At 70.0% G+C, this 12260-nt stretch carries 9 protein-coding genes; 4 read left to right on the top strand and 5 right to left on the bottom strand.

Annotation, left to right across the window (positions count from 1 at the left end; all coding sequences use genetic code 11):
- The first annotated feature begins 40 nt into the window (after positions 1–40).
- Positions 41–2833, top strand: a complete 2793-nt coding sequence (locus JIG36_RS10310) for an NACHT domain-containing protein (protein ID WP_203375876.1) — start codon at positions 41–43, stop codon at positions 2831–2833.
- Here the strand turns inward: JIG36_RS10310 and JIG36_RS10305 are convergent.
- Positions 2820–3416, bottom strand: a complete 597-nt coding sequence (locus JIG36_RS10305) for a TetR/AcrR family transcriptional regulator (RefSeq protein ID WP_307872652.1) — start codon at positions 3414–3416, stop codon at positions 2820–2822. The two genes, JIG36_RS10310 and JIG36_RS10305, sit on opposite strands and share 14 nt — an antisense overlap.
- On the opposite strand from JIG36_RS10305, the gene JIG36_RS10300 reads away from it, so the two are divergent.
- Positions 3394–4170, top strand: coding sequence for a hypothetical protein (locus JIG36_RS10300; protein WP_307872651.1), 777 nt, complete (start codon positions 3394–3396; stop codon positions 4168–4170). The two genes, JIG36_RS10305 and JIG36_RS10300, sit on opposite strands and share 23 nt — an antisense overlap.
- A gap of 246 nt (positions 4171–4416) precedes the next feature.
- Here JIG36_RS10300 and JIG36_RS10295 read toward each other — a convergent pair whose 3' ends face one another.
- Together JIG36_RS10295 and JIG36_RS10290 are read right to left on the bottom strand one after the other, a co-directional pair.
- Entirely contained in the window at positions 4417–5133 is a 717-nt protein-coding gene (locus JIG36_RS10295) for a hypothetical protein (protein ID WP_203375874.1), read from the bottom strand.
- A gap of 4 nt (positions 5134–5137) precedes the next feature.
- Positions 5138–6037 carry a LysR family transcriptional regulator gene (locus JIG36_RS10290; protein WP_203375873.1) on the bottom strand — a complete coding sequence of 300 codons (900 nt, stop codon included), beginning with the start codon at positions 6035–6037 and terminating at the stop codon, positions 5138–5140.
- Between the two features lie 93 nt (positions 6038–6130).
- Here JIG36_RS10290 and JIG36_RS10285 point away from each other — a divergent pair, with 93 nt between their 5' ends.
- Positions 6131–9538, top strand: coding sequence for a bifunctional proline dehydrogenase/L-glutamate gamma-semialdehyde dehydrogenase (locus JIG36_RS10285; RefSeq protein ID WP_203375872.1), 3408 nt, complete (start codon positions 6131–6133; stop codon positions 9536–9538).
- A gap of 30 nt (positions 9539–9568) precedes the next feature.
- Here the strand turns inward: JIG36_RS10285 and JIG36_RS10280 are convergent, their stop codons facing one another.
- Both JIG36_RS10280 and JIG36_RS10275 read right to left on the bottom strand, forming a co-directional pair.
- Positions 9569–10183 carry an MSMEG_1061 family FMN-dependent PPOX-type flavoprotein gene (locus tag JIG36_RS10280; RefSeq protein WP_203375871.1) on the bottom strand — a complete coding sequence of 205 codons (615 nt, stop codon included), beginning with the start codon at positions 10181–10183 and terminating at the stop codon, positions 9569–9571.
- A gap of 39 nt (positions 10184–10222) precedes the next feature.
- Positions 10223–11164: a phosphoglycerate dehydrogenase gene (locus tag JIG36_RS10275; RefSeq protein WP_203375870.1), complete on the bottom strand. Its 942-nt coding sequence runs from the start codon at positions 11162–11164 to the stop codon at positions 10223–10225.
- Between the two features lie 17 nt (positions 11165–11181).
- On the opposite strand from JIG36_RS10275, the gene JIG36_RS10270 reads away from it, so the two are divergent.
- A complete protein-coding gene (locus JIG36_RS10270; RefSeq protein ID WP_203375869.1) occupies positions 11182–12237 on the top strand; it encodes an aminotransferase-like domain-containing protein in 1056 nt (351 codons plus the stop codon).
- Positions 12238–12260: the final 23 nt, after the last annotated feature.

Genomic DNA, 12260 nt, shown 5'->3' with positions numbered 1-12260 from the left:
TGATGGTTTCCGGGGCGGCGTGTCCGTTAGCGTCGGCCGGATGGTGGCGATCGAATCCATAGTGGCCAAGGCCGGCGGGCGCGCGGCGTCCTACGTGGGCAAGGTCGCGATCGGCAAGATACGCCGCCAGGCGATGCTCGACAGCGCGGCGGCGCTGATCGACCGAACGACGTTCGAAGGGTTTATCGCGTCGCTGACGGCCTCGCAAGGGGCGGCCTATCTCGCCTTTCTGGAGTCGCCGCAGTTCGAGCATCTGGCGCTGCGGACCACGGTGTGGAACCTGGCCGGACGTTCGGAAGACGATCTCGCCAACCTGCGACAGACGGCACGGCTCAGCCTTCGGAGTCGACTCGATCTGGCCGACGAGCAGCTGGTGACCGGGGTCGATCTCGTGATTCACCTGCTCACGGCCGCGTCGGAGTCGGCGATCCGAGCTCACAAGACGATCGACAACGGGTTCGCCGTGGGCGTGGTCGCCGATCTGGCGGCCGCCTCAGCCCGGCAGCACGAATTGCTGGAGCGTCTGCCTGATCTGCGGGCCATCGACCGGTTCAGCACGACGTTGCGGGCGCAGGTGGGTGCCGTACGGGCGAAGATGCGGCTCGCCCACCTAGGCCGCCGGGCCGGCGTCGAATACCCCGACCTGCACGTGGATCCGACGTTCCTCTTTGTTAATGAGGACACCAACCGGTCGACGGCCGACGCCCTCAACCAGCATCAGCGTTTCGTGGTGCTCGGCGATCCCGGCGCCGGCAAATCGACTTTCGCCGCGAAGCTCGCGCACGACCTCGCCGTCGACGCCGTGCCCGGCATGACCGGGCGGGTGCCGTTCCTGGTGGTCGCGCGCGAGCACGCGGAGGCGTTGCGTACCACGCGGCGGCCGTTGGTGGCGCTGCTGGAGGACGTGGCGAAGGATCCCTACAACGTCACGCCACCGGCCGACGCGATCGACCACCTGCTGCTGAACGGGTCGGCCTTCGTCATCATCGACGGGGTTGACGAACTCGGGGACGCCGAGGCGCGGCGGCGGCTGGCCGAGTTGGTCGAAGCCTTCGCCCATCACTATCCGCTGGTCAACGTCGTGGTGACATCGCGCAGCGTGGGCTATGACGAGGCGGCGCTCGACCACGACCTGTTCGCCGCCGTACGCATCGCGCCGTTCACGGACGAGCAGGTGGCCGCGTACGCGATGCGCTGGTTCTCGCTCGACCGCGAACAGCAGGGGCTGGCCGAGTCGTTCCTGACCGAGAGCGCCGACATCCCCGATCTGCGCAGCAACCCGCTCGTGCTGTCGCTGCTGTGTTCCCTGTACGAGTCGAAGCACTACATCCCGCCGAACCGCGCGCAGATCTACGAGAAATGCGCGGAGCTGCTGTTCGAGCAGTGGGATCAGGGCCGCGGGATGAGCGTGCCGATGCCGTTCGAGACCCACATGCGGCCAGCCGTAGCCTGGATCGCGTGGCTTATGTTCTCCGACCCGGCCAATGGACAGGTGCTCAGCCGGGAGCGGATCGCAACGCTGCTCATCGAGTATCTGCTCGAGGAACGCTTCGATCGGTGGACCGAGGCGGCGGACGCGGCCAATCAGTTCCTCGACTACTGCGCCGGGCGGGCCTGGTTGCTCACCGAGATGGGTGTGCGCGGCGGCGAGCGCGTGTACGGCTTCACCCACCGTACATTCCTCGAATACTTCACCGCCGTGCACCTCGTCCGGGTCGGGCCGAGCCCGTCGCAGGTCTGGGAGCAGTTGGAGGACCGCATTCCGGATGCCTCGTGGCGCACGGTGGCCCATCTGGCTGTGCATCGACTGGAACGGGATCATCACGGCGGTGCGAGCAAGCTCATGGACCTTCTATTGGACACCGCCGTCGCCTCGAAGCGGCGTGCGACCTATCTCCAGTTCGCCGCGTCGGTCGCGGCGCAGCTCGGCCTCCGGTCGGGAACGCTTCGCCGGATCGCCCTGGAATGCGTACGACTGGCCGGCGAACAGCCGAGCCGCGCCCGCTACCGTTACGACTGGTCGAGCGCACAAAGAATACGCCTGTCGGAAGCCGATGGGCCCTTGAGCACACTGTTGGGAGTGGAACTCCCCGAGAATGCCAGCCGGCTTGCATCGGCCGTCGCAGACGCCTTTCGCGACCCTCAATGTGACGCAACTGAAGACGCCCTCTCCTTCGGCCTGCTGGGAGGCTGGGTGGCCGGCCGGCTGTGGGAGACGCCGACGTCGGTCTGGGGATGCGTCAAGCGCGATTCCACTCTGTCCGACTTCGCTCCGGCCCAGGTGTGGGCCCGACGCCTGGGGTGGGCGACACCGGAGGATGTTCGCATCCACGGCGGGAGCATCCTGTTCAAGCAGGCCAAATTTGACAACACCCGCCTGGGATCCGGAGCCGCGCACCTCCTCGACACGATCACCTCGGACGACGCGCCCGAGGAAGCTCTGGCCGTCCTCGAGAGTATCTACCGGCCCCTGATCGACGACCCGTGGCCGTGGATCCGGGCCCGGAACGACGATCAGACCGATGTGTGGACCCCCTCGGACGAGTTTGATTCCCGGGTCCGCGCAATCGAGATGCATCGGTTCCACAACCTGACGCCCATCCAGCGCTCGACCGCGCTTCTCCTGCTTCTTGTGTTCATCCAGCATGCCGAGGGCGCCGACCCCGACGGGCCTGCCGCCCCCTTCGTAGCACTGACCACTGCGCGGAAAACCGGCTGGGGGCGCGCCGCCGCCATCGAGCGGGTCGGCACCTGGGGTCTGCTGCCGGAGGCGCACGAGCTGGTCGTCTCGTGGATCAACGACAAGGCCTCGCCCGTGCTCAGGTACCGCTGAGCACGGCGTCGACGGCTGCGTACAGAGTTTCGGTCTCGGCCTTCAGGATGGTGTCGTCGGCGGGGAGGGCCCGCTCGATCGAGAGGCCGTTGAGGACGGTGTTGAGGAAGCGTGCCCGCCGGGTGTTGTCACCCTCGGGGAGGACGCCCTCCCGGGCCAGGACGGCCAGCCACGACTCGACCCGGCGCTGACCCTCGCGCTCGAAGGCCTGGTAGCGCGCACGCGCCTCGTCGGTCTGGTCGGGCCTGATGAACGCCTCGAAGACCTTGATCCAGGCCGCGCGCGCCTGGTCGCCCACGGTGGCGGGGGCCAGGACCTGGCGCAGGCTCGCGGCCAGGCGGTCGCGAGGTGACATAGACCTGTCGTGGATCGGGTCGCCGGTGGCCACCGCGTCGTAGATGCCGGCCATCACCGCCTCGCGGAGCTCCCGCTGGGTCGGGAAGAAGTAGCGCAGCGAACCCGTGCTCACGCCGGCCCGGGCCGCGACCGCGCGCACGCTCAGGGACGCGCCCGCGTCTTCGCCGATCATTTCCATCGCGGCCAAGAGGATCTTGTCGCGGGTGCTGCGCTCCTCCGTCGTCACGGGTCATTTCTATCACACCGTGATAGCGTTCGAGCTACGAGCTCTGTTACAGCGTGATAGTCAGCAACCGGCAGGAGGAAAGAACGTGCTCACGGAATGGAAGCGACGGAAGGCAGCGGAGCGGGTCAAGCCTGGGAACGGCCGCCCCCTGAAACCTTTCCGCTGGTGGCAGCAGCTCAACCGGGCCCTCTTCCACCTGCCGCTGGTCGATGCGGACGGGCGTCAGGTGGTCTATTCGGTGGACGTGCGGCATTGGCAACAGTTCACGACCGAGGACGGCAAAGGCAAGGCGCATCTGTACGCCGACGGCCGGCACATCGCCGAGTCGAAACTCCCGGCCGCGTTTCCCGTCAACGACGGGACGGCCGAGGGCGGGATCATCGAAGTCAAGGAGTCGGCGTTCGGGCTCAAGCGCTGCCATTTCATCGCCGCCGACGGCAGTGAACGGCAGCTCACCCCGGATCCGGCCTCGGCCGAGGGGCGGCGGGCGCGGCTCGACCGCGAGAGGCCGGGCCTGAGCCGGGGCATCAGCGTGTTCTCGGTGCTTCTGCTCTTCGGCCCGCTGGCCCTGCTCGCGCTCCAGCTGGCCGAGTCGATCACGCGAATCCCGCCGGTGGCCGAGAGGTTCGGAACGTTCACTTCCCCGGTCGACCTGCCGCTCTGGCTCAACGTGACGCTGGGTGTGGTAGCCGCGGCGGCCAGCACGGAGCGTGCGCTGCGCCTGCGTTACAGCACAATCCTCGACGGCAGTTAGCCGCAACGAACGCAGCAGCAGGAGCGCTACCGCGAAAGCAGCCAGGAGTCCAAGCCACCGCCTTCAACACAGCCAAGTGCGCACCCCAGCGACACCACGCGCACAACAGCCAAACGCGCACCCCAGCGACACCACGCGCGCACCGCTCAAACGCGCATCCCAGCGACACCGCGCGCGCACCGCTCAAACGCGCATCCCAGCGACACCGCGCGCACAACCGCAAACGCGCACCCCGGAGGCACCCAGTTAGAGCAGCCAGGGATCCATGCCGGAAGCGCCGCGGGGTGGGTCGGTCAGGACAGGTGCGGGAGCACGGCGGCGGGTGCGGCGGGCCAGCCAGCGGGGCGGACCCAAGTGGGTCAGCTCGGCCGCGCCGGGGCCGGTCGGGATGTCGCGCGGCAACGTGGCGACGGCGACCAGCCAGGTGGGCAGGCTGAGCAGCCGGAGCAGCTTGGCCAGCCGTTCCGACTCGATGAAGCTGTCGGGGTCGAGCGGTTCGTCGAGCAGGTCGGAGATGTCGGCGGCGCGATCGGCGTGGCCGCAGAGCTCGGCCAGCTCAGGGGCGAGGGAGACGCCGTACGGGTCGGGAAGGGTGTCCTCCTCGGCGCCGGGCTCGCGGGACGGATCGCTCACGTAGCGGCCCAGCTCCTCCCCGCCCGACCAAGCCACCAGGGCCAGCTGCCGATCGGCGAGCACCCGGATCGCGACGGCGGGCGTGTCGAGGGTGGCGGCCAGCTCGGCGCCGACGTCGACAATGCCGCGCCGGCCCGCGGCCACCGCCCCGTCGCCGGGCACGGCAAGGACGGGAAGCCAGCCGCTTTCCGGCGGCGCGATCCAGCCCGAGAAGTGGATTCGGCGCAGTTCCTCCACCGCGCGGTCGAGGGCGGTCCGTAGCAGCAGGACGGCGTAGGTGTCGCCGGGTGGGCCCTCGGAGGACGGGCCGGGTGCGTACGGGAAAGCCATGTCCTCATCCTGCCCCGACGGCGACCTGTTCCAACGTCTCGCGCAGGGCCCGGGCGGCCGGGGAGGCGGCGCCGGACACACGCTGGGCGGTGAAGATGGTGCGGCGCGGGAGGTCGGGCAGGTCGAGCAGGCGGCACGAAGTGTCGCGGCCCATCCAGACCAGGTCGGGGATGAGCGCCACGGCGTTGCCCGACTCGACCAGGCGGATGTGGGCCTGCAGGTCGGCGGTCTCGTACCGTACGTCGGGCTCGAAACCGGTGGAACGGCAGAGCTGCTCGGCGAAATGGCGGGACGCGGTTCCCCTCGGCTCCATCACCCAGGGCATGAGGCGGGCCTCGCCGAGCGACGCGACCGGGTGCAGGGCGGTCTCGACGGCGGGCAACGCGAGCCGGATCGCGTCGGTGGTCAACGGGCGGCGGTCGAGGCCGGGATGGTGTGGCGCGGCGTGGGCCGGGTACTGCTCTGCGATCACCATGTCGAAGTCGCGGGCCCAGGTTTCGCGCAAGGCCTCCTCGGGCTCGCGTTGCACCATTTCGACGCGTACGTCGGGAAAGCGGGACGCCATGGCGAGCAGTGTCGCGGGCATCAGGGCGAGGGCGGCCGATTGGAAGACGGCGACCCGCACCCGGCCGCTGACGCGAGTCACCGAGGCCTGCAGGCCGGCCTCGGCACGTTCGAGGCTGTCCAGGATCTCGCCGACCGACTCGACCAGCGCCTCGGCCTGCGGGGTGAGCTGCACGCCGCGGCCCGATTTGCGCAGCAGCGGCTGGCCGGCCTCCTTTTCGAGCAGGCTGAGCTGCTGCGACACGGCCGACGGGGAGAAGTTGAGCGCCTCCGCGACGGCCGCGATCGTGCCGCGGATCGCCAGCTCACGCAGCAGAACGAGACGCCGGATCTCCAGCACGGGCCGCCTCCCAACATTAGTTAAGCAGAACTGAAGAGTACCCGTCGAAAACCGTCGCTTTTCCTGAACGGATCCCGGAAGGACACTTTCGGCATGTCTGATGTCGCCCAGTCGCCGGCCACCACCCCGGCCCCCGATGCCGACCTCGCCGACGAGGCGATCGCCCTGGTCCGGCGGTGGCTGCACGAGGCCTCCACGATCAAGGCCACCGGTTCCGCCGCGCAGCTGGCCGGTGTGCTGCGCGACCCGAAGGGGCTGGCGTTCGCCGTCGGGTTCGTCGACGGTGTGGTGCGGCCGGAAGACGTACGGGTGAGCGCCCGCGCCCTGGCCGCCCTCGCGCCGGACGTCCCCCGTTTCCTCCCCGCTCCCCTGCGCGCCGCGGTGCGGGCCGGCGGTGCGCTCGCGCCGGTGATGCCCGGCGTGGTCGTGCCGATCGCCCGCCGCGTGCTGCGCCGCATGGTCGGCCACCTGATCGTGGACGCCACCGACGCCAAGCTGGGCCGCGCGATCGCGAAGATCAAGCGGCGTGACGTACGGCTGAACGTCAACCTGCTGGGCGAGGCCGTGCTCGGCCGCGGCGAGGCGACACGCCGGCTGCGCGAGACTGAGCGCCTGCTCGGCCGCGACGACGTCGACTACGTGTCCATCAAGGTGTCGTCGACGGTCGCCCCGCACAACCCGTGGGCGTTCGACGAGGCCGTCACCGAGATCGTCGAGCAGCTCACGCCGTTGTTCACGTTGGCCGCCACTGCGCGTACGCGCAAGTTCGTCAACCTGGACATGGAGGAGTACAAGGACCTCGACCTGACGATCGCCGTGTTCACCCGGCTGCTCGACAAGCCCGAACTGCACAACCTCGAGGCCGGCATCGTGTTGCAGGCCTACCTGCCCGACGCACTCTCGGCGATGGTCCGGCTGCAGGAGTGGGCGGCCGTGCGGCGTCAGCGTGGCGGCGCGGGCATCAAGGTGCGCCTGGTCAAGGGCGCGAACCTGCCGATGGAGCAGGTCGAGGCGACGGTGCACGGCTGGCCGCTGGCGACCTGGGGCAGCAAGCAGGAAACGGACACCAACTACAAGCGGGTGCTCGAATACGCATTGCATCCTGAGCGAATCGGCAATGTTCGTCTGGGCGTCGCCGGGCACAACCTGTTCGATGTTGCGTACGCATGGCTGCTCGCCGGCCGTCGCGGTGTGCGCGCGGGCATCGAGTTCGAGATGCTGCTCGGCATGGCCGAGGGCCAGGCCGAAGTGGTCCGGCGCGAGGTCGGCGGCCTGTTGCTCTACACCCCGGTCGTACGGCCGGAGCAGTTCGACGTCGCCATCGCGTACCTGATCCGGCGCCTCGAGGAGGGCGCGTCGAGCGACAACTTCATGTCCGCGGTGTTCGAGTTGGACAGTTCGGCCGAACTGTTCGCGCGCGAACGTGACCGTTTCCTGGCGTCGCTGTCCGCGCTCGACACCGACGTGCCGGCGCCGCACCGGGTCGCCGACCGCCACGCCGCGGTCGCCCCCGCGCAGGTTGGACACTTCGACAACGCACCGGACACCGACCCGTCCGTGGCGGACAACCGCTCGCTCGTTCGCTCAGTGCTCGCCCGTGTGCCCGGTTCCACCATCGGCGTGGCCACGATCGACGCGGCCCGGGTGACCGATTCCCGCCGCCTCGACGACCGGCTCGGGGCAGCTGTCGCCGCCGCCTCCGCGTGGGGTGCGCTGAGCGGGGCCGAGCGGGGCGCGATCCTGCACAAGATCGGCGAGGCCTTGGAACTCCGGCGGGCCGACCTGATCGAGGTCATGGCGTCCGAGACCGGCAAGACCGCCGACCAGGCCGACCCCGAGGTGTCCGAGGCCGTCGACTTCGCGCACTACTACGGGGAACTGGCCGCGCAGCTGGACGACGTGGACGGCGCGGTGGCCGTACCGGAGAAGTTGACCCTGGTGACGCCGCCGTGGAACTTCCCGGTAGCGATCCCCGCCGGTTCGGTGCTGTCGGCCCTGGCCGCGGGCTCGGCCGTCGCGCTCAAGCCGGCCGGGCAGGCCGAACGCTGCGGCGCCCTCCTGGCCGAGATCATCAAGCCGGTGCTGCCGGACGCCGACCTGCTCACGCTGGTGCAGGTCGAGGAGAACAGCCTGGGCCGTGACCTGATCGCCCACGCGCTCGTCGACCGGGTGGTGCTGACCGGTGCGTACGAGACCGCGCAGTTGTTCCGTTCGTTCCGCGCCGACCTGCCCCTGCTCGCGGAGACCAGCGGCAAGAACGCGATCATCGTGACCCCGAGCGCCGACCTCGACCTGGCCGTGAAGGACGTGGTGCACTCCGCGTTCGGCCACGCCGGCCAGAAGTGCTCGGCGGCCTCGCTGGTCATCCTCGTCGGTTCGGTCGCGCAGTCCGAGCGGTTCCGGCACCAGCTGCTCGACGCGGCGTCGTCGCTCACCGTGGGCTGGCCGTCGGACGCCCGCAGCCAGGTCGGTCCGGTCATCGAACCCGCCGCCGGCAAGCTGCTGGACGGCCTCACGAAGCTCGGCCCCGGCGAGAAGTGGCTGCTCGAACCCGCCCGCAAGGACGAGACCGGCCGCCTGTGGAGCCCCGGCATCCGCGACGGCGTGGCCCGGGGGTCGGAGTTCCACCGCACCGAATACTTCGGCCCGGTGCTCGGCATCATGACCGCGGCCACCCTGGACGAGGCGATCGACCTGGTCAACGATGTCGACTTCGGCCTGACCTCGGGTCTGCACTCGCTCGACCCGGCCGAGCTGGCGACCTGGCTCGAGCGGGTGCAGGCGGGCAACCTGTACGTGAACCGCGGCATCACCGGCGCGATCGTGCGGCGGCAGCCGTTCGGCGGGTGGAAGCGCTCGGCCGTGGGCCCCGGCACGAAGGCGGGCGGTCCCAACTATCTGGTTGGTTTGACCGGCTGGCAGTCGGCGCCCGCGACCGCTGCCGCCGACATCGACAACGCCCAGGTCCGGGCGCTCGTGGCCGCACTCCCCGACTCCGACATGCTGGCCCGCGCCGCCCGCAGCGACGCCGCCGCCTGGTCCGGCCATTTCGGGCAGTCGGACGTGTCGGGCCTGTGGGCCGAACGCAACGTGCTGCGCTACCTGCCCGTACCCGTAACGGTGCGGCTGTCCGCCGGTTCCCCGGTGGCCGAGCTGCTGCGGGTGGTGGCCGCCGGCGTCCGGGCCGGAGCGCCGATGCTGGTGTCGGTAGCTTCCCCGCTGCCGGAAGACCTCACAAAGGCCATCCCGGCGACCGTACGGGTGGAGGACGACGCCACATTCGCAGCGAGCCTGCGCGGCGTGTCGCGGGTGCGCCTGATCGGCGGGTCGTTCGAGGCCCTGGCCCGCGCCACCGAGGGCCGTCCCGACCTGGCCGTGTGGTCGGGCCCGGTGACCGAGGCGGGCCGGATCGAGATGCTGCCGTTCCTGCACGAGCAGGCGGTCAGCATCACCGCCCACCGTTTCGGCAACCCCGACAAGCTGGCCGCGTCGTCCCTTTAGGTCCAGACGCAAGCCGACCGCCCGGGAGGCCTAGTAGGCGTCCTGGGCGGCTCGGTTCAGGGCCTCGTCGATGACCTTGGCCTCGACCTCCGTGCCCGAGATGCTCTTGGCGATGGTGCCGGCGCTGGGCACGTCGGCCCTCGACGGCCACGTTGACGTGTTCCACAGGCGGGACCGGCTGAACGCCCGCGCGCAGTGCAGGAACAGCTCCTCCACCACCACCTCGACCGCCAGCTGCGGAGTCACGTTCTTCATCGTCATCCGGCCCAGGTAGGACGCCTCGGCCACGATCCGGGCGCGGCCGTTGACCCGCACGGTGTCGCCCGACCCGGGCACCATGAACAGCATCCCGACCCGGGGGCGCTGCACGATGTTGAGCAGGCTGTCCAAGCGCCCATTGCCCTTGCGGTCGGCGAACGCCAGCGTGCGGTCGTCGAGCACCAGCACACTCCCGGCCGGGTCGCCGCGCGGGGAGACGTCGCACGTGCCGTCGCCGGCCGAGGTGGCCAGCAGGAAGAACGGGCTCAGCTCGATGAAACGCCGTGACTCGGGGTCGATGTGGTCGATGCCCTTCTCGGCGATGAAGCGGGGCGGCGCCGCCACGAACTCGCGCAACTCCGCTTCGGTGCCGATCACCCTCGTCATGGCCCTGCCCCGCTCGGTCGTCCGTCTGGTCAGGCGACGCTAACGTCCGACGACGTTGCGCAGCGAGCGGCCCTCCCGGAATGCGACCAAGTTCTCGCTGACGAGGGCCGCCGCTCCCAGGGGACGGCCGCCGGCCACGTGCGGGGTGACGATGACATTGGGCTCGTTCCACAGGCCCGAGTCGTCCGGCAGGGGTTCCTCCTCGAAGACGTCGAGCGCCGCCCCGCCGATCGCGCCCTCGCGCAACGCGTCCAGCAGCGCCTCCTCGTCCAGGGTGGCTCCTCGGCCCACGTTGACCACCCACGCGTGCGAAGGGAGCTGGGCGAGCACGTCGGCGTTGAGCACGTGCCGGGTGGCGGGGCTCGCGGGCAGGATGTTGATCAGCACGTCGGTCGTCGGGAGCAGGGTCGGGAACGCGTCGGTGGTCACCACCTCGATGCCGTCGCGGGTGCCGGCCGTGCGGGCCACGCCGGTGACGCGGGCGCCCAGCGCGGTCAGCAGCGGGGTCAGGGTCTTGGCGATGCCGCCGAAGCCCCACAGCACCACGTGGGCGTCGCGCAGCGTGTAGAACCGGGCGGTGCCGGGCGCCGCCTGGAGTTCGCGCATTTCGTCGGCCCAGTGGTGGGCGGCCTGGGCGCGCTGCAGGACGTGCAGGTGCCGTACGGCGGCCAGGGTCATCGCCAGCGTGTGCTCGGCGACCGTGTCGTCGTGCAGGCCGCGGCCCGATGTGATGACGACCTCGGGGGCGAAACCGGCCGCCACCACGGCGTCGGGGCCGGCGGCCAGGGTCTGCACCCAGCGCAGCTGCTTGAGCCGCTGGGCCGCGTCGCGCATCTGGCCGGCGGGGTTGTTCCAGATGACGAGCGCGTCCGCGTCCGCGTGTTCCTCGGGGATCGGGCGGGCGGCCGCATAACGGACGGCCTCCACCTCCGACGGCAGGTCGAGGGTCAGGTCCACGGTGTCGGGCAGCAGAAGCTTCATGCCCCCATTCTGGTTCAGTGACGATCGTTCAGTTCGAGCACCGCGACGGAATCCTCGATCTCGGGTGGGGGCATCCGCTGCCGTCCCTGCTGCCGACGGGCGCGTGGGCCGCCGCGTCCGAGGCCACCCTGCGGACGTACGGGTGGAAGGCTCTCACCTACGGCCATGAGCCCGGCCCGGGTCCGCTGCGCGAGTGGATCGCCGAGCGGACCGGCGAAGTGGGCGCGACATTCGTGACCGCCGGCGCCTCGCACGGGCTCGCGCTGATCACCCAGGTGCTGACCCGGCCGGGCGACGTCGTGATGGTGGATTCGCCGACGTACCACTACGCGTTCAAGATCCTTACCGATCTCGGCGTCGAGCTCGTCCCCGTGCATGCCGACGATCCCGACGAGGTCCGGTCTGTCCAGACAAAACGCCAACCACGGTTCCTGTACGTAGTCCCGACGTTCAGCAATCCGACGGGAGCAAGTTTGTCCGTGGAAATCCGACAAATCCACGCCAGCAATGGCGTCACGCTGGTCGAGGACGACCCGTACAACGAGCTCTACTACGAGACCCCGCCACCCAGAACGGACAAAACGCAAATCAGACTCGGCTCCTTCGCCAAGACAGTTGCACCAGGCCTGAGACTGGGCTGGATCACCGCCACCCCCGACATCGTGACCAGGCTGGCCCACCTCGGCTACGTCCACAGCGGCGGCGGCGTCAATCACACCACCGCGCTCACCATGGCCGAGTTCGGCCGGTCGGGCGCGTTCGACCGGCACGTCCAGTTGCTCCGCGACCGCTACCGGCAGCACCGCGACGCCCTCGCCGACGCCCTGGACGCCGACCGGCCGGCCGGCGGCTGGTTCCTCTGGCTGAAACTACCCGAGGGGGTCGACGCCGAATCCCTGCTGCCGGTCGCGGAACAGCACGGGACCTCGTTCGTACCGGGACCCGCGTTCTTCGTGGATCGGCAGGGCGGCCACGACCACGTACGGCTGAGCTTCTCGCATCTGCCCCCGGCCGAACTCACCGAGGCCGCCCGTCGCCTGCGCGTCGCCATTCGTTCCGTCTTAGGACAGTAACGGGATCTACTGCCGCTCCACCC

Origin of the sequence: Paractinoplanes ovalisporus, assembly GCF_016834655.1 — a bacterium.
GTDB classification, from domain to species: domain Bacteria; phylum Actinomycetota; class Actinomycetes; order Mycobacteriales; family Micromonosporaceae; genus Actinoplanes; species Actinoplanes ovalisporus.
Note: the sequence above shows the minus strand (reverse complement) of the source record. Positions and strands in the feature narration are given on the sequence as shown.